The sequence below is a fragment of the Empedobacter brevis NBRC 14943 = ATCC 43319 genome (assembly GCF_000382425.1).
Classification (GTDB): Bacteria; Bacteroidota; Bacteroidia; order Flavobacteriales; family Weeksellaceae; genus Empedobacter; species Empedobacter brevis.
This window is the reverse complement of record NZ_KB908291.1, coordinates 415,961-434,130: the sequence shown is the minus strand read 5'-3', so window position 1 is coordinate 434,130 and position 18,170 is coordinate 415,961. Positions and strand designations below refer to the sequence as shown.

19 protein-coding genes and 1 pseudogene are annotated in these 18,170 nt (G+C 36.1%); 8 read left to right on the top strand and 12 right to left on the bottom strand.

Annotated elements, in window-relative coordinates; all coding sequences use genetic code 11:
- Nucleotides 1–54: 54 nt before the first annotated feature.
- The 4 genes from H277_RS0102280 to H277_RS0102260 form a co-directional block, all read right to left on the bottom strand.
- Nucleotides 55–1,389 (bottom strand): SIR2 family NAD-dependent protein deacylase, encoded by a 1,335-nt coding sequence (locus tag H277_RS0102280; protein ID WP_019973950.1) that lies wholly within the window; start codon nucleotides 1,387–1,389, stop codon nucleotides 55–57.
- A 180-nt stretch (nucleotides 1,390–1,569) separates the two neighbouring features.
- Complete coding sequence (locus H277_RS18485; RefSeq protein WP_019973949.1) at nucleotides 1,570–2,076, bottom strand: hypothetical protein; 507 nt, start codon at nucleotides 2,074–2,076, stop codon at nucleotides 1,570–1,572.
- A 347-nt stretch (nucleotides 2,077–2,423) separates the two neighbouring features.
- Entirely contained in the window at nucleotides 2,424–2,618 is a 195-nt protein-coding gene (locus H277_RS0102265) for a hypothetical protein (protein ID WP_019973947.1), read from the bottom strand.
- Between the two features lie 55 nt (nucleotides 2,619–2,673).
- Nucleotides 2,674–2,994 carry a hypothetical protein gene (locus tag H277_RS0102260; protein ID WP_221406888.1) on the bottom strand — a complete coding sequence of 107 codons (321 nt, stop codon included), beginning with the start codon at nucleotides 2,992–2,994 and terminating at the stop codon, nucleotides 2,674–2,676.
- Nucleotides 2,995–3,607: 613 nt separating this feature from the next.
- On the opposite strand from H277_RS0102260, the gene H277_RS0102255 reads away from it, so the two are divergent.
- The gene (locus H277_RS0102255) at nucleotides 3,608–4,861 is read left to right on the top strand and encodes an erythromycin esterase family protein (RefSeq protein ID WP_026357362.1); all 1,254 of its coding nucleotides are present in this window, start codon (nucleotides 3,608–3,610) and stop codon (nucleotides 4,859–4,861) included.
- Nucleotides 4,862–4,959: 98 nt separating this feature from the next.
- Here the strand turns inward: H277_RS0102255 and H277_RS0102250 are convergent, their stop codons facing one another.
- From H277_RS0102250 to H277_RS0102225, 6 genes are all read right to left on the bottom strand, one after another.
- On the bottom strand, nucleotides 4,960–5,505 hold the full coding sequence (locus H277_RS0102250; protein ID WP_019973944.1) for a GNAT family N-acetyltransferase: 546 nt from the start codon (nucleotides 5,503–5,505) through the stop codon (nucleotides 4,960–4,962).
- 394 nt (nucleotides 5,506–5,899) lie between these two features.
- The gene (locus H277_RS0102245; protein WP_146810340.1) at nucleotides 5,900–6,625 is read right to left on the bottom strand and encodes a hypothetical protein; all 726 of its coding nucleotides are present in this window, start codon (nucleotides 6,623–6,625) and stop codon (nucleotides 5,900–5,902) included.
- Nucleotides 6,626–6,754: 129 nt separating this feature from the next.
- Entirely contained in the window at nucleotides 6,755–6,955 is a 201-nt protein-coding gene (locus tag H277_RS0102240; protein ID WP_019973942.1) for a hypothetical protein, read from the bottom strand.
- A gap of 35 nt (nucleotides 6,956–6,990) precedes the next feature.
- The gene (locus tag H277_RS0102235; RefSeq protein WP_019973941.1) at nucleotides 6,991–8,493 is read right to left on the bottom strand and encodes a hypothetical protein; all 1,503 of its coding nucleotides are present in this window, start codon (nucleotides 8,491–8,493) and stop codon (nucleotides 6,991–6,993) included.
- 176 nt (nucleotides 8,494–8,669) lie between these two features.
- Nucleotides 8,670–9,167, bottom strand: coding sequence for a hypothetical protein (locus H277_RS0102230; protein ID WP_146810342.1), 498 nt, complete (start codon nucleotides 9,165–9,167; stop codon nucleotides 8,670–8,672).
- A 246-nt stretch (nucleotides 9,168–9,413) separates the two neighbouring features.
- On the bottom strand, nucleotides 9,414–10,160 hold the full coding sequence (locus tag H277_RS0102225; RefSeq protein ID WP_019973939.1) for a hypothetical protein: 747 nt from the start codon (nucleotides 10,158–10,160) through the stop codon (nucleotides 9,414–9,416).
- 437 nt (nucleotides 10,161–10,597) lie between these two features.
- On the opposite strand from H277_RS0102225, the gene H277_RS0102220 reads away from it, so the two are divergent.
- Together H277_RS0102220 and H277_RS0102215 are read left to right on the top strand one after the other, a co-directional pair.
- Complete coding sequence (locus H277_RS0102220) at nucleotides 10,598–10,837, top strand: hypothetical protein (RefSeq protein ID WP_019973938.1); 240 nt, start codon at nucleotides 10,598–10,600, stop codon at nucleotides 10,835–10,837.
- 72 nt (nucleotides 10,838–10,909) lie between these two features.
- Nucleotides 10,910–11,488 (top strand): hypothetical protein, encoded by a 579-nt coding sequence (locus H277_RS0102215; RefSeq protein WP_019973937.1) that lies wholly within the window; start codon nucleotides 10,910–10,912, stop codon nucleotides 11,486–11,488.
- A 63-nt stretch (nucleotides 11,489–11,551) separates the two neighbouring features.
- Here the strand turns inward: H277_RS0102215 and H277_RS19910 are convergent.
- A pseudogene (locus H277_RS19910) lies at nucleotides 11,552–11,742 on the bottom strand (peptide-methionine (R)-S-oxide reductase); the annotation flags it as partial.
- Between the two features lie 594 nt (nucleotides 11,743–12,336).
- Nucleotides 12,337–12,735: a copper resistance protein NlpE N-terminal domain-containing protein gene (locus H277_RS0102205; protein WP_169337506.1), complete on the bottom strand. Its 399-nt coding sequence runs from the start codon at nucleotides 12,733–12,735 to the stop codon at nucleotides 12,337–12,339.
- Nucleotides 12,736–12,982: 247 nt separating this feature from the next.
- On the opposite strand from H277_RS0102205, the gene H277_RS0102200 reads away from it, so the two are divergent.
- The 5 genes from H277_RS0102200 to chrA all read left to right on the top strand — a co-directional run bounded on the left by H277_RS0102200 (nucleotide 12,983) and on the right by chrA (nucleotide 18,012).
- On the top strand, nucleotides 12,983–13,906 hold the full coding sequence (locus H277_RS0102200) for a cation diffusion facilitator family transporter (RefSeq protein ID WP_019973934.1): 924 nt from the start codon (nucleotides 12,983–12,985) through the stop codon (nucleotides 13,904–13,906).
- A 24-nt stretch (nucleotides 13,907–13,930) separates the two neighbouring features.
- A complete protein-coding gene (locus H277_RS0102195) occupies nucleotides 13,931–14,329 on the top strand; it encodes an NUDIX hydrolase (RefSeq protein ID WP_019973933.1) in 399 nt (132 codons plus the stop codon).
- A gap of 193 nt (nucleotides 14,330–14,522) precedes the next feature.
- On the top strand, nucleotides 14,523–15,734 hold the full coding sequence (locus H277_RS0102190; RefSeq protein WP_019973932.1) for a leucine-rich repeat domain-containing protein: 1,212 nt from the start codon (nucleotides 14,523–14,525) through the stop codon (nucleotides 15,732–15,734).
- Between the two features lie 103 nt (nucleotides 15,735–15,837).
- Nucleotides 15,838–16,314, top strand: a complete 477-nt coding sequence (locus tag H277_RS0102185; protein ID WP_019973931.1) for an OsmC family protein — start codon at nucleotides 15,838–15,840, stop codon at nucleotides 16,312–16,314.
- A 318-nt stretch (nucleotides 16,315–16,632) separates the two neighbouring features.
- On the top strand, nucleotides 16,633–18,012 hold the full coding sequence (chrA, locus tag H277_RS0102180) for a chromate efflux transporter (protein ID WP_019973930.1): 1,380 nt from the start codon (nucleotides 16,633–16,635) through the stop codon (nucleotides 18,010–18,012).
- Nucleotides 18,013–18,170: the final 158 nt, after the last annotated feature.

The following is an 18,170-nucleotide window of genomic DNA, read 5'->3' as shown; positions in this document are numbered from 1 at the left end:
AAAAGTTTCAATTTAGACTTAATCCTCCATTGCGTCAAACTCTTGTTAGGTGTGTTATTCTATAATTGCTGGTATTTCTAAATATGAAGTCCACGTGTTGTTTTTAATTATATCTTCTAACATAAGTTGATTATCCAACTTCATCTCATGCCAACGATTATGCCACGACTCCCATGCATGCCATGAATAGCCTTTGTATAATTTACGGCTAGAATAACTAAGTGAATACTTAGAAATTTCACAAAACTCTGTTTCATATTCAGTTCCTTTGATAAGAATAATTGAAGCAATTTCGATTAGCCAGTCTGCGAGGTGTTCGTATTGTACCCATGCATTATCTTCTCTAGTAAAATCTCGCTTCTTTTTCAAAAGTGTAAAAAGAGTTTCTATGAATTTTTTGTCTCTACTGTCAATGCCCATACTTGCAGCTTGTAATAGAATTGTTGTTAGTGATATTCTTAATTTTAAAAACTCATCAGTATAACTATGAGTTTCTGCCATAATATCTTTCAAATCTTCAACAGTATCAATTAGTTTTTTTGCTTTGTCATATTGCAAGTCAATATTGTCAAAAAAACTATCTGTCTTTGTGTTTTGAATAACTTTTATGCCATAAGTCATTGAATAAAATTTCTCAATCACATCAGGTATTTCATCTCTGGTTATATAATATATTTCTGTTCTTCGGAAAGACTCGTTTTTGGAGTTTTTAACCTCATTAAGAATAGAGTTTAAATTGAAGTCACCCAACGAATAACCCAAAATTGCTACTGTTGTTTCTTGGAGAAGCGTAAAAAATTTCCTAGAAAAATAATTGTTTGAATTTTGAAAGTTATAATAGTCATTAATAGTCAGAATTAAACTTTCAGGTCTGTTTGTACAACCGTGAATGTGATAGATATTTTGTCCTGAATTAAGTCTAGGAATAATACTTCCTTCAATTACTACTCGACTCGTAAACGGAATCACAAAGTCAGAAAATATTGTGTCGTAATTAGTAGTTACAATATTTATGTTTGGATGAGCCGAAAAAAAGTTTTGTAAATGTTTTAGTTTGTTTTTGTCAATTGTTTTTTCATTTATCCTTCCTTTGATAATTTTTGCTATTTCCTCCTTAATGTTTTTTCTTTTTTTAAGATACTCACCTTCAATAATCTGAGCACAAATCGTAAGGTCATAAATTGCTTCTTTTACTTTTCCCGAAGAGTCCGAATTAAATAATTGATTAAGTAGTTTGTCGTTTTTGTCGATAGCTTTTGTACAGTCTACTAAAAGCTCAAGCCAATTTGGGGCTTCTCCATTTGTAATGTATTTACTAAAACCCGTTCCAACAAATAGTGTTAGAGAATTTGTATGTAAAGATGTTGATATGTCTAAATAATCACTCATGTATTTTTGCTTTCAATCTAATATAATCGGATTTTCGTTTATAATAGCGCCTAACGGTTCGGCAGATTGACTAAGTTACATAAAAAAGCCAATGCTCACAGCATCGGCGGCAAAATATTACAAAAAGTTCAAATTATAACTTCTCCTCACATTTCGCCAAACCGATATTAGCAACAGTAATTATTCTATAGGTTGGCTAAAATTATTTTTAATATTCGGGCTAATTTCTATCCATTCATTTAAAATTATAAGACAACTTTGTAATAATTTATAATTTCTCGAGTTTTCTGGGCTAAAAGTTCCATTAAACTTTCCACCATGAAATAAATTATTTCTTACATCAGAAATATGCAGCCTTAATTTATTAACAATAGGAGTGCTCTGATCTAAATTTCTATCACTCCAAATTATACCATTTTCATTTATCGCTTGGATTTTGGGAGGGTTTTCAATAAGATAATTGACAGATTCTTGTAAAATTTCATTTTTTGTAGGATCAAATATACTTGAAATTGAAACTACATAAGCATCCCAGTTTCGTGTTATTCTATCATTTCCATTTATAAAATCTGAAGCTTTAAGAGCATATTCAAATCTTGAAAAACTAATAAAAAATTCTTGAATTAACTTTCTACCATTTTCATTAAAGGCTTGATTAAATTGTTCGATAAATTGAGTAGTATGCATTTTTTAAAGTTCTGTGATGTAATATTTCCCACAACACCCAACTATCCGAAAGTTTTTAAATTGAGTAACCTTTTCGAATATTTTGTTACGTGTTATAGCTGTTGTGCGAATATAATGGATATTTCTTAAATTATGCAATAAATAACTGGTGCGCAGTAAAATAGATTGAATCTAAAATAGGGTATACCGTGTTATTTTCCCTTGTTGAGCTGGCAGCGAAAAAGGGGTACAGGCTGACACCTTCCAAAATCGTTAAAATACCTGCTGTAACCGCTCCAATATACTTTTGTGGTGCGGTTTTTCTCAATGTGACGATATGTGGCTAACGGAAAAAGTATTGGCGGTGGTTAAAGTCTCAACCACCATTTTTCGTATTTTTCTTTCATTATAATATTTGCGGCTTCTTCTGCAGAAACGTTTTTCGTGATGTTCATATAATAAAAGCTCTTGTATATTTCTATTCCAAACTTTGCCATTCCGACAAAAATAAGGATTGCTAAAAGATGTTTTAATTTGATGGTTGTGTTTAAAAAATTTTTCATGGTATGTATTTAACAAAAATTATTAGCATTTTTTTTCTTCCGGGTTAATTGTTATCTACCATTCACGGCCGTAAATATTTCCAACGGAATCGGGGTTAATGGTTCTGAATTTAAAGAACTTTCTACCCTTTTTAGTGTCTTTTGGTTCTAAAAGCACCACAAAATCCAGTTTGGTACTTGTCAGTAGCTGATCAAAATTTCCTGAAATGTCTTTTGTGAGGTAATTGGGTAGTGTCTTTAAATGAACTTGGGTTAATTTGTCTTCAAATTCGACAAATGCGGTATCTTTTTTCCCGTTATCAAGTACGTGTATAACAGAAATAAAATAAGAGGTGTCTTGTAAGGTTAATGATTTTGAATGAAGATTGTAAACCAAATCGCTTTGCTTTTTTTGGAGTTTGGTACAGGATGCCAGGCATCCGAGGAGAATACAGCCAACAACAAGATGTAGTAGAATGATTTTTTTCATACGATTTAGGTGTAAGAGGTTATAGCTCAAATATATGTTTTTTCTCTTTATGTAGAGATATTTATATGAATTCTTTTCTAAGAAACGGGTGAGGGCACGAGTCTGAAAGTTCAACTGTATGAGGTTATTCTTTTTTATGGATTGTTCTCTGCTTCATCTGCGGGCTAACTTTTATCTCCCGCTGATGTCGCGGATTCTCGCTGATTTTTTCTTTATTCGCTGCGGGCTTTTTATTTCTCACAGAAAACAGAGACTTTCACAGCGCTAAAAATAGCTTCTTCCGTTAGCGCGAACTTCCAAATTTAAACCGTGTTGCGTGAGGGATAGGAGTGGAAAGCCCACAGCGAAGTGTAACGTAGTGAGGACTTGTAACGGATAGCCCGACCCGCAGGGGCACGCCCCAAAAAACATTGGTTAGAGAGATTTCTGACGTAAAAGTAGTGTTGTATATGAATTTATTTCACCATGGTGTGTAACCTTTTTATGGATGTGGCGTCTTATATTGAAAATACACTCTATTATGAAAAACAAAGTGCTGGCTGCGGCCTTTTTGATGTTCTCCTCGTTCGTATTCGCTCAAAACATCGCTTCAACTGAAGTCGATTTGGTCTATAATCAGAAAAAGGAACGTTTTAAGTCGGTTAAGAAAATTGTTGAAACGGTAAAAGACCGGACGATTGTTGCCCTGGGGGAAGGGACGCACGGAACGAAGGAATTTAATGTTATACGAAGTGAAATTGCAAAGGAGTTGATGACAAAACATAATGTTAGGCTTCTTGCTTTTGAAAGTGCTTTTGGGGATTCTTATTTTTTGAATAAGGGGATAAATTCTGAACAGGATATGAAACAGGTGATGAAGGACTATCTTTTATCGATTTGGCAGACAAAGGAATTTGAGGATTTGTTTTTATGGATTAGGGCGTATAACAAAAAGCATGATGACAAAATTGTGGTGACGGGTTTTGATATTAATTTCCTGACAAACAGTGCGGTTATTTTAGAGAACAATGCGCTGAAAAGTAACGGGGCGTATTCTTCTTTGGTTGACAATCTGAAAAACAAAGCGGGTGTTTTGGACCATGCCTGGACGCAGTCTAACAATCCATCGTACAGTCTGGATATGAAAAGCCTGATTAAAAATGGGGTAGAGGGGTATGATATTGTGAAAAAAATTGACAGTCTTTTTGCGGATAAACTGGACAGGGATGCGGTGTTGGCGCTTAAAAACCTGAAGTTGGGTTTTGAGAATTTTTATCGTGCCAGTAAAGAGGATTATACTTTTGACCGCGATGCGGCAATGGCTGAAAATATTATGAACATAGAAAGTGCTTACAACAAAAAAATGGTTGTGATTGCGCATAACGGGCATATTTCTTTGCAGCCAACTTTAATTACGGGTATGGGTGGTTTTTTAAAGAAAAAATACGGTGCTGCTTATTACGCCCTGGCAACATTTTCGTCTATGGGATCGTACAGTGCCATGACCGATAATGTGGATACGAAAAACAACTTGTTTAAACCGTATACTTTTCCTGCTGTTTTAGAGAATTCGTGGGAATTGAAAATGAGTCAGTCTGCTTTCGATAATTATTTTGTGGATTTTGAAACGGATAAAAGCAACCGGTATAATGAAGCATTGCGAATGCGTTTTATCGGGTATAATCCTGTTGTTGCCGGAAAAGAAACCTATACTATTGTGGAGCCTATACAGTTAAATAAATGTTTTGACGGGTTTGTTTTTATTAAATCGTCGAATGCTGCTGAGCATTTTTAAGATACTAACAAAAGCTTCTCAATTACGAGAAGCTTTTTTTGTAATTATTCTATTTTGTTAGTGCGGGCTTACGAGCTTGTGTGAGCAACGGAAAGCATTTATTTTCTTTTGTCAGTTGATAAAATGGCATAACCATAATTGTCTGACCATCCTGATTGTAACGGAAGTAATTTTCTGGTATGGGCTTCTCTTAACATGCCTACTTTTTCTAAAACACTTACAGAACCAATATTATCAATTGCACAACCGGCTTCTATTCGATGAAGTTTCAATTCTTCAAAACCGAAATCTAATATTTTATTTAAACTTTCTGTTGCATAGCCTTTGTTCCAAAATTTATAATGGAGTTGAAACCAGACTTCAGCGTTTTTATAATGTTCTTTTCCCAAATTCATTCCTATCAATCCGATAAACTGATTTTCATTCAGCAAATGGACAGCAAATGTAAATTGTTTGGCTTTATCTTTCTTATTTTCAATAATCCATTTTTCAACTGTTTCCTTTGTTTCCTCAATGGTTTCCGGAACTTTTGAAGTGTTAAACCGGGCTGTTTCTTCTAAAGATTGTAATGCGAAAATATCTTCAATATCCTTTTCTGAGACAGGGTTTAAATTTAATCTTTCTGTTTGTAAATTCATATTCATTTTTATTAATGCTCTATCCGCGATTTTTATAACAGGTTACCTAACGAAAAAATTTTACAAAGCCGTAAACTAAATCGAATTGAGCTTTGCTTTTAAACCAAACGCAGCCGTACAATAAAACTAACTTACAAAAATTTAAGAGAATGAAAAAATAGTGACGGCTAAAGGATACTTTTAGGAATACAAACAGAAAAGCTGTGCAGTAACCGGACGTCATGAGTCTTCCGAGCCCGTGCAGTTTCATCTATCCGATTATCCATTTATATTTTTTTAGTATTTATAATGGACACGAGCAAAACACTTGTGCCAGCAGGAAGGAACTTCGTTTTTGTACAAAATAGTAAATAAAAAAACTGGAAAAATCTAGGCGGTATATTTAATATACAGTAATTGATTAGAATTTACTATTGAAATCTCTTAATTTCTTTGCTGCCATTTCTTTGGTTCTCTCTACCATTTCTATATATTCAGATCTGTCAGCATCTTTTTCAAATACTATTGTGTTTTCATTAGCCTGAATACTTGATGCTGCTGTACATATTTCAATACAACCCCCTCCATCAAGACATTCAGCTGCAAAATCGGCAACTTTTTTACCATATGCCGCAGCACTACCTAAACCAGTAGGTCTGTCTAAAGTTAATGTTTTACTATCGTTAGTTCCCCCTACGCACTGATGTAGTAACTTTTCTTTTTTCTCTTCTGTATTTGTTTTGTAATCTAATGGATATGCTCCAATAAATGCAGCTAATTGGTCAAAGTTCATATCATCTAAATTAACCCTCACAAATTTTAATACGAGTTTTTTCTTTTCTTTATAATCATCAATACTGCTTCCGGCTACTTGGTATCTTGAATCGAAATCACTTTCATTGTATAAGTTGTTTAGGTAGTAGGTATTTAATTCATCTAACCTCGATTTTTTTTCTTCTGCCGATTTATAATCCACAACAACACTTTCCACTTCATAGAATGCGGCCTCTTTTTCAGGCTTATTCTTATTGGATTGAATTTTCTGTTCAGTTGCAGGCAGGTTGTTATTTTTGTCATCCGACAAACATGATACAAGGCTAAGGCTAAGTGCTGACATGGCGAATATAAAATAGAACGCTTTTTTCATTGTAAATAATTTTAGTTAAAATAGTGATAGTCAATATAATGATTAATTTTTAAAACTAAAAATTTTCGTGTCCTTTTATTATTTTCTGCCACCGCGAAATTCCGCTTGTACAGTATCACTGCTCATCGTTCACATGGTAATGGTCGCCGCAAGGTATTCAAAAATAAGGGGAACAGAAGAGAGACGGCTAATTTGCGGAAAACGTTTTTTTTGGTTGATGACTGCTAAAAGAAGTGTCCAAATCATAAAAACAAAAATAAACAACGGACTTATCGCCATAAAAAACAAACCGGCATAGCCTGAATTGTCGGGCAATGCCACGAAGGACATCAGCAACGTCGTTAACGTGGTAAGGGTTGCGGTTTTTATTTTTTATACATAGTAAGCTCAACAAGGTTTCTGTTATAAACTAATTGAATTACTTTATTTTTAACTTCCCATTCTTGCGTTCCATGATCTATAAGTTTAGGTTGACCTAACTTTTTGATGAGATATTTTGAGATTTCGTCAAACTTTAATTTGTAGTTGGTATTGTCTTCATTAATGGAGGTAATCCATTTGTCAGTAGTTTTATTTTCCGTCCATTCAAATTGAATCAGTTCAACTATTTTTTCTTTTGGAGAATAGTAATATGAAGTATTCAATTTCAATTCAGGTTCTTCATATTTTCTATAAAGTCTCGGAGTTTCAACCTCTTTGTCATCCAGCAGATAATGTGAAATTTTATGGTTTTGAGTCATATCGGTTGCCATGACCTTCATTTCAGCGGAATCAACTTTATCTAATTTTAATTTCTCAAAATTTTCAAAATAATCATTAAAATAATATTCAAACCATTGTTTCATTTCCCTTTTACTTAATACACTTTCTTTATAAGTATTCCGGAAAGTTGTTATAGTCAGAACATTATCTTGAATATCTACAATTCCATATTTATTCTGCTCTTTTGTGTAAAATTGAAACGACTGTGAGGTATTGTTTTGGATAGGTTGTCGCCAATCATAATTCCGGCGGATTGGTATCATTTGCTCTTTGAACTTATAGACAGGTTTTAAGTTTCCATTCTCGATTATTCCTATTTTAGTGGAAATACTGTCTTTGTAAATATTAAACAATTTATGATGTGATATAAAAGAAGTAGCGAATGAAAATTTTGGATTGAAATAGTCGTCATTTTTATATTTATAAATTGTTTTTGTTCCTTTTAAAGAATAGCTTCCTTCTCTGAAATACTTTTCTTGAAGAACAGCTTTTTTATAATCGTAAGGTTCTTTACTTTCTTCAAGCGATTGAGGATTTTTAATTTCTAAGATTCCATTTTCAAGTGTAATAAAATAGGAATTATTTAATTTGTTGATTATGGGAGCTGAAGCTTCAAATTCATATTGCTTCCCATTTTTTTTATCTTTAAACCAAGTAACTCCGCCCCATTCTCCAAAATCCAGAGAATAAACTTCATAATTATCGTCCTGATAATACAAGTCAATCCCTTTTTTTGTTTCTACCCATCTTTTATTTTTTTCGTCTAGGAAAAATGTATTCTGGTTATAGTATTCTGTTGTAAAGATTGTATCATTCTTTATATAAAGGTCATAATAAAAAGTCTGTAACTGTTCAGGAACTGTTATCCTAGATTCAATTTGTCCGTTTTTATTTAGAATGTAAAAATGATGGTTCGAACTGGAACTTAACTTATCATTGTCTGTTGTGAAATAGCAATAGAATTTTCCATTTTGTTTTAACCAGGGACCGGGATTACCCGGGATGCTAATTTCAAAATTTTCATAGTTGACATTGAAATCTTTTTCTTGTGATGAACAAGATGTTGTAAACAAAATCAACATTAAAGACAGGATAGCGATTTTCATAGAATTACGTATTTCATTACAGCTCTTTACGAATATACTTTATTTTCTCTAAAAAATGTAAAGAAGTAAAATCATCAAATAAATCCGTTTTGATTATATTTTTTTGATATACAAATTGTCCGGACAGTGTCTGGATTTTTGATATATGCCTAACGTTCTATTTACCCTTTACTCCGTCATTTCTCTACACCTTTGCCTGCTTTTTTTCTATACATCAGTATACTGAGTAAAGTACCGGCTATTAAACCCGTTAAAAGGTAGATTTCTAAATTCACTTCTTCAAACCGAATGCTTGGTATTTCGGCTCCTTCGGCAAATTCTGCCCGCTGTAACAGATCGTGTATTTTAGCCGCCTTGATTTTAAGATACAGTATTCTGAGAGCATAAAACAGTAAGCCGGAGGTAATGATTAAAGCTATTGATACATATTGGCTTGTCGGAGTGGTTAATTTACATACCTTTTTGACGATTAAATACAAAAAAGGAATTATGCCAAAAGAGAAAATAAAAACGGCTAACGGAAAGCTTTGATAGGGCAATTCCCAACTTTTGTCAAATAACATATTTTCGCCTGTTATGGCTGTCATGGAATAACTCAGGAAAAAATCCCGGGTTAAAAATCCGATGAAGCATAATAAAAATGACAGTCCGATTATACGTCCATTTCCTTTCATAACCTCCTTTTTATAAAATGAAATTTTTTACTTTCTTTTGTTTTTTATTTTTATAAAGGCGGAAAGAAAGTAAAACGACAGTATGACATTAATGAGGATGCCAAATATTTTTAAATAAGCTGTTCCGTTATGCTCGGGTAATCCGTTTTTAATCAGGTCACCACTTTCTATACCAGCTACTAATGCCAATAAGCAAAAGAACAACAGGTAAATTACCGGGTATTTTGTTAGAAATTTTCTCATCATTTATTCATCATCATCATCTCCTCCACAAGCCAGTCCAACAGATGCTGATGCTGCAATAAAGCTGGCAGCAGCAAGATAACAAGCAGTTCCAACAGTAGCTCCTAATGCTGGTGGATTACAAGCTATAATTAATGAAGCAGATGCAAGAGCCAACTTACCAAGAGCAAATGCACATTCCCAACCATTACTTTGTATAGTAAAGAAACCTTTATTTTGATACTCAATAAGTTTTACACCATTTACTATAGACTGATACTTTTCAAATTTAAAAACATCTATTTCTTGTTCAGACAATTCTTCTTCTAAAAGCAAAACAGCATCATCAAAACTCATTGATACTAAATTTGAACTAAAGTTAGTTAATATACTCACATCTACTTCATTAAAAGTAGTGTTCTTCGTTAACCAATTAAATATTTCTTTTGAAGATTTTGATTCTTTCAGACCTTTATCAAAATCAATAGCTGTATTGTAATGCTCGTTTACATGATTTAAAATAAAATTATTTTGTTCCAATCTCGTTGTATTTTGAGGGATGTCTAAATTATTTATATCTAACAGTTTCCCCTTGAATCTTTCGTAGGTATCAAAGCTAAACTTTACGTTGGCAATACTGGATTTTGAATTTAAATTTTCACTTTTGCTAATAGATTCTTTATCAATCTCATAATTATCACTAGCACAAGCATTAAATATTATTGCTAGAATTAGCATAATAAATGGCACGTATTTTCCTGTTTTTTGCATTTTAATAAATTTTATGTCATAGTACTTATGACTATTAAACGTATGATTATTTCATTGAATGAAAGACATCTTATTCTTTTGTTTTAGATAGATTTTACTTTATATACACTCTATAGAGAAGTGGGATTTAACCCAAGATTTTGGTTTTTAGCAGCTCTTTCTTTGATAAAATATAATAGCATTTTTCGACAAAATGCTTTCTTTTTTATTTTGTAAAAACTATTATCAGCTGTAAATCATAAAATTATTTGACTAATATAATTATTTTTTTAAAATAAATCTCTTTTTAAAGAATTAATAAAATAAATATGTTTATTTTTATATGTCTGCTTATCAATAAATTATATTTGTGATTATTCTTTTGAAGGATAAGCTTGGTTTATAAAATGGGAGTAAATTAATTAGATACTAATATTAACTATTAAAACTAACTTATTATGAAAATTTTTAAATCAAAAATGTTAATTGCGACATTCCTATCAGTGTTTTCGTTGACTTTATTATTTGCATCATCAACAGATTCTAAAGAACCTGCTGGTAAATTTTGGGGAACTGAGTGTCATACAGAAACAACAGGAGGAGGAACTAGTTGTACAGTCGTAACAGAGGTGTGTAATCACTATGTGTTTTGGATAAAGGTTCGTTCAACAGCAACAATATCGGATATCCTATGTTAAAAACATTAATTTTATGCTATTGAATTAAAATATAGGCTAACCTAATGGTTAGCCTATATCAACTTTTAAAAAATGAAGAAATTTATTATCAACAGTGCGATATTTTTAGGGAACCTGGCAGCATTCGGACAAACAGCGGACACGATACATCTTGCAGAAATAAACATGAAACCTTTTGAAAAAAACAAGATGTTTATAGAAAATAAAGGACGACTATCACAGGTAAGGGTGCATTCTGCCAGTTCAATTGCCACCTCGGTTTTATTAAAGAAGGATGTTTTACTAAGAGGGATTGAATTTTATTTCGGAAGTACAGATGTACAGCTGTGTGATGAGTTCGTGAGCAGGTTACTCATTTTTGATGAAAATTTTCTACGCATCATTCCCGATAACGACATTTATTATACAATAGATGCCTCTTTGGGGCAGAAAAAAATATTTAACGTAGAACCATATAACCTGAAATTAGAGAAAAATAAACGGTATTATATCGGGTTGCGATTTGAACCGAGTAAACACTGTAAACAATTTATTTTTCAGGCGGTAAACCATAAAAATATGAAAACAATTATAGATACCTACATAAGTACATCGACCCCTCAAAATACGTATAATGATGTAGGTATCCGGTATAAATTGTATTATAAATAGCTCACATAAAAAAATCACGACTTAACTGCCGTGATTTTTTATTGTATCTAAAATTGAGTGTTTTTATTTAGCGCCTTTAGCTGGCGTAAGCAGTGAAATGCATTTGCCGTACCCTTGTTTTTCCATTTCCTCTTTCAGGATAAATTTCAGCGATGCACGTTGATGCAATAACTGAGTCCGCCTTTGTCTTTAGGGCCGTCGTTAAAAACATGACCAAGATGCGCATCTCCCGTTTTACTGCGGACTTCTGTGCGCTACATGCTGTAAGAACGGTCGTTACAGGTGTTTGTTATGATTATTGAGATAAATATACCGTGCCAGAATAGCTATAGAAGAACAGGCAGTCCCAATGCCGAAGTATAGAAAAACATATACAAAAAATTCTCAAAAGACAGCTTCACTTTGCTCAAAAACAAGGCATTGTAGAAGTATGATAACAGGGAAATCAACACTAAAATCAAACCGGTTTTAAACAATTCCGAACCAAGTGTCCATTTTCTTTTCTGTTTCATTACGAACAAGTTGACACTACAAAATGAAAAAGCAGTGAAGAGCGCATACGGAAATAGGAGTAAATACTTATAGGCGTGTTCAAACTGACCGGTTCCGAAAGGTTGATAAACAATCAGGAAGAGGTATAATAATATTCCTACACATAAAGAGGTTAAAATAATCTCTTTTTATTTGACTCGCTGTCAGGATTACGCTTAATATCATTGTTGTGGTTCTTATAAATTCAATCGCAGCCCATGGTTTAAACCATGGGCTTGTGAGGCCATCATCACAATTTCCTCATAAAAAAAGCCCTTTACAGCATTGGTAAAGGGCTTTTAATTATTTGTAACGATTTATTCTTTTACAAGATTATACGCGTCACCCGACGTTTCTTTCGTTCCCATACTGCCGTTATGCACCTGTATAGTCGTTCCGTCAATAATAGAAAACGATGTCACACGGTCCATCAGGTTATCGTATTTTAAATAGACTTTTTGCGCCTCTTTATCATATTTCCATTGTCCTTTCGCATCAAACTCAGCATCTACCTTATTATCAGCCGTCAGCATTTGCTCTTTCAAGGCAAACGAAGAATCCGTGTTAAAAGTAATATGGTAGTTTTCTTTTCCGTTTTCGCCCACGGGAATAGTCCCTTTATACGTTCCCGTTGCAAATTCCGTTGACGTTGCTGCCTGCGTTGTTTCCGTTTCCGTCGTTTGTTTGTCCGCTTTATTCCCCGAATTGCAAGACATTAGTGCGCCGATAAACATCAGGCTGACACCGGTAAGTAAGATTTTCTTGTTCATCATGTTAATTTTTAATTGTTATCACTCCGGTAATGACGACAAGAACCTTGCCAGATTACCTATACCATCCGGTTACGAATACATTAGCAGAGCAGGAGGTAGAATTTATCCGTTTTTTGGCGATAAAACGTCCGTATAAATTTTTCCCCACTAAATTATTTCCGTACTTTGTACGCAGCAAATGACGTACAAAATGGCTACAGGAACAGAGAAAGCCGCTATGGCGGAAAAAACGGTGTATTTCAGTATTCTCGGAAGTTTGGGGCTCGCCATTATCAAATGGCTGGCGGGATTTTTCGGAAATTCCTTTGCCCTGATTGCAGACGCAATCGAATCGACAACCGATATTTTTTCCTCCGTTCTCGTACTGCTGGGTATCAAATACTCCAAACGCCCCGCAGATGACAACCATCCGTACGGCCACGGACGAATAGAACCATTGGTCACGTTTATCGTTGTTATTTTCCTCGTCATATCCGCCACTGTCATTGCCCATCAAAGTATCATCAACCTGAGAACCCCTCACGAACTGCCCGAAGCATGGACACTGTTTGTACTGGGCGCAATCATCCTGTGGAAAGAAATCAGCTACCATGTCGTTAACCGACGTGCAAAATTACTGAACAGCACCTCGTTAAAAGCCGATGCCTGGCACCACAGAAGCGATGCCATTACCTCAGTTGCCGCATTTATCGGGATATCCATTGCCCTTTGGCTGGGCAAAGGCTACGAATATGCCGACGACTGGGCCGCGTTGTTTGCAGCCGGTTTTATCCTCTACAACTGCTACCACATTTTCCGCCCCGCACTGGGTGAAATTATGGACGAAAACCTCTTTGAAGATATGGTAAGCAAAGTAAGAGAATTATCGCTGCACGTTGATGGTGTAATGGCCATTGACAAATGTTACGTCCGCAAAATTGGGATGTCGTTCCTAATCGATATTCACGCCGTGGTCGACCCGCAGCTAAATGTCAAACAAGGACACGAAATTGCCCATGCCCTGAAAGACTACCTCATACTGCATATGCCCGAAATTGCCAATGTTTTTGTGCACATCGAACCCTTTGATGAAAACAAAGCAAAATCATATTTAAATGACACAACAACTAAATAAAATACAAACCCTTTTTACCAAAAAATGAAAATAATTGACAAGCTCGCCTGGATAGAGCTGAAAAACAACACCATTCTTTCCACAAAAAGTTACGGCAAAGACAAATATTATATTCCCGGCGGAAAAAGAGAAACCGGAGAAACCGATGAACAGGCACTGCTGCGCGAAATAAACGAAGAACTCAGCGTAACCCTTGACAGCCAGACACTCCGCTACCTGGGCACATTCGAAGCACAGGCACACGGACACGCAGAAGGCATCATAGTACGCATGACATGCTACACCGCGGCCTACACGGGAGAATTAGAAGTCAGCGCCGAGATTGAAGAAATGAAATGGCTGCACCATTCCGATAAAGACAAAATCTCAGAAGTCGACCAGTTAATTTTTGACCACCTGAAAGAAAACGGTTTGCTGGACTGATGCCCTCCGCAAACAGAAACGTTTAATATTTTGGGCGTGTCCCTTCGGGTCGGGCTATCCGCTGTATCTTTTGCATCATTACATGATGCAAAAGGATGCCGCTGCTATCCCTCACGCAAACCCCTTTCGTTGAAGTTATCATTTTGTTATTTACTTAACTGAACCTAAATATTTTACTTGTATTTTTTGTAACTTGGAGAAGAAAGGCACATTTGCAAAACACAAAACACAAAACATGAACAGCGATAATGCTATAACACTTTCACTGACAGGGGCGGACAGTCACAAAGTGAAAATACAGGCCGGACAAGGTAGTTTTTCGATCGGACAGGCGGGTAGGGACAAGAAAAAATATGATGTACTGGTGGAAAAAGACCTGCCTGTTAACTGGAATGCGTTTGATGCTTTTACAACGCCTGCCGGCGGACTGTGGCCACGGTTTTTCTACTATTGGGGAAATGATACCGGGTTTGTAAAATGGTCGGAAAAAAGAGCTGTTGAAGATTTCTCATGGTGCCCGGATAAACCGGTTTCCATTGACCTGAGTGCGGCTCAGATTCGCAGTTTGTATATTACTGCGAAAGATACCCCGGTAAACGTTATTTTAGATCATCAAAACACCGCGCATTCGGGAATACAACGACTTGGTTTATTCGGAATTGTGGAACATTTTGATATTGCTGCCACACACGCCAATCCGTTTGTTATCATTAATCCGCAGACGAAAAAAGAAAAATCGGCCTTACCGTATCAGCTTCCGCATTTAAAAAGCCTGGCCCGCATTACTTCGCTCGATATTGCTGTTGAGCCCTTAGCACAGGCATTTGACTGCCAAAGCCTGCTTCAGTTTCCGCACCTTAAAAACCTGAATATAACCGGTAATATGGCAAACGTTGCTTGTTTAAGCAAATTGAAAAACCTGGAACGTATCGGGATACGCTATGCACCGGATATTGAACATTTTCCGGCTTTAAATTCATGGCCACATCTGAAATCGTTTATCGGGTGGAACATTGACAGCACAACGGGCAAAAGGCTCAGCACCGAATTAAAACAACTGGCAAAAGAAAAGGAACTGGAGTATTCTTCGGTATCTAAATTGCGAAGTGCTGTTTGGTTTACCACAGAATACGGTATTCCGTTTACAAACTGGGAACCTAAAAAGGCTAAAATTGCAACAAAAGCATACAAAACGGCTGTAAAAGAAATTGCAAAAGCCAAAACAGAAAAAGAAGTCAAAACGGCTGTTGCCGGGCTTATCAGTATCATCAACAACCTGCCGGACATTGAAACGGTAGAAAGAGAGGATACAGGCCTTGCGGTGAGCCAGCTTGTAGAAGTTTCGTCGTTAAACATTTCTCCTGAAACGGGGAATAAGTGGTTCGATGAGTTTCGCGATTTTTAGAAAATATATCAGGGAAACAATAGCCATATAGCAGAACCGAACAAACACCGGTGCCTGTGAAGTTGCATGAATAGCGTACCATTGAAAATCAAACGATAGTGTTATGAAAGAACATACCTACCAATCTAAAATTGAATGGACCGGCAATACCGGTTCCGGAACCGACCATTATAAAAACTACGAACGAAGCCATACCATCGCTGTTGAAAACAAACCTTTGATTCTGGGCTCGTCGGATCCTGCTTTTCGGGGCGACAGCACCCGGCACAATCCGGAAGATTTTCTTGTGTCGTCGCTTTCTTCCTGCCATATGCTGTGGTACCTGCATTTTTGTGCCGTGAACAACGTTATCGTGGAGGCGTATGTGGACACAGCGGAGGGAATACTGCGCGAGGAAAAGGACGGAAACGGTCGTTTTACCGAGGTAACACTGCATCCGCATGTCACGGTAAAAAGTGAAGACATGGTTGCAAAAGCCATTGAACTGCATACCAAAGCCCGCGAATTTTGCTTTATCGCGAATTCTGTCAATTTTCCTGTTAAGCATCAGCCGCTGGTTACTTGTAAAAGGAATTTTTAACTTACGGTTTCAAACTTGGGCAAAAGATTCTTTCCTAAAAAGTACCCGGAAAAGAAAAGAGAAAACAGCCATAGCAGTACTGTTTTTTAACCGGAAAATAACGGGAAAATAACCTGAAAAAAGTAGGAGGTTACGGCACGAATTCGTATCTTTAATTGCGAATAAAAATATTAAATATTATTTTGTTAAGTAGTTCTAAATTAGATTAAAATATGCTTTTTATTAAAGTTTAACATTAAGCTATATACTATTACAAACACAATCGTTTAATGATGATGGTAAACTTTACAGCATAACAAAAATACCCGTTAATATAAAATGCCTGAATCCAAACTTGCCGCTCCGGAATTCAGTATCCGAAGTACAGAACAAAAAGAAGCAGAAACAGCTGTTATTTCACCGCCATCTTTTTCAGAAGCCTTACGGTTCTGGTTTATTTTAGGGTGGATTAGTTTTGGCGGTACCACGGGGCATATTAGCATTATGCACGATTTTTTGGTGACCAAAAAACGATGGATCAGTAACAGCAAATTCTATCATGCCCTCAATGCCTGTATGATTTTACCCGGGCCCGAGGCGCACCAGCTTTCCATTTACATCGGGTGGAAACTCCACGGTATAAAAGGCGGCGTAGCTTCAGGAGTGCTCTTTGTGCTGCCTTCTGTTTGTATTTTACTCGGACTCAGCTGCATCTATTCCATTTATGGCAATACGCCTTTACTGCTTTCCGTTTTCGACGGGCTGAAACCGGCTGTACTCGCCATTATTGTATTCGCTACCTGGAAAGTAGGGCAAAAGGCACTTATTACCCCGGTTCATTACGGTGTAGCTATTGCTGCTTTTGTGTTGTCTTATTTTGTGCGTATCCCGATGCCGTGGATTGTTTTTTCAGTCATCCTGTTTGGCATCCTGGTTCACCTGTTTTTCCCCAAACACACCCGGTTGAAAAAGAAAAAAAAGGGAAAAGAAGAGCGGGAACAGGACTATTACATTCATTCGGAACAGCTGCCGCAAAAAATACCGGCTTCGCGTCTGGTAAAACAGTCCATCGTATTCCTGCTGCTGTGGCTGCTGCCGTTTATCGGAATTCTCTACTTTTTAGACGATGCCGCTTTCTGGCAAAAATCGTCGTTACTCTTTACACAAGCCGCGTTTCTTACCATTGGCGGTTCCTATACCGTTATTCCGTATGTTGCCCAGATGGTGACCAACAAACTGATGTGGCTTTCCAAAACGCAGATGGTTGACGGGTTTGCACTTGCCGAAACCACACCGGGACCGTTGGTTATTGTACTGGCGTATGTGGGTTTTATGGCGGGGTTCAATCATTTTAACGGATCCATTCTCATGGGAACTGTCGGCCTGCTCGTTGCCGCCTACTTTACATTTCTGCCCAATTTTATCCTGATATTTATGGGTGCTCCTTTAATTGAAAAAGCACAGGATTACCCTATGATTCAATATGTGCTTTCGCTTATCACGGCCACAGTAGTCGGGGTTATTGTTAACCTTGCGTTTTACCTGGGTGGTGAAATTTTGTTTAAATCGTCCGCTCTTTCATTTGCTGCCATGGACTGGGTAGCTTTAGGCTGGGTGTTTTTTTCCTTATTTCTGTTGATAAAATACAACATCAATATGCTTTACCTGGTACTTATCAGTTTAGCATTCGGATTACTGCGGTATTTTTTTCATTTTTAAACGCTTATCAAGCGAAGTTTTACTCAACACTTTGACAATTTAATACCCGGGACAGATACACCCCGAAAGGGGAGGGTTGTCAGTGTATTTTACTGTTTTTCAATAATTTAATTTGTTATAAAATGGACTGAAAAATAGTAGGTTCCAAGTGATTTATT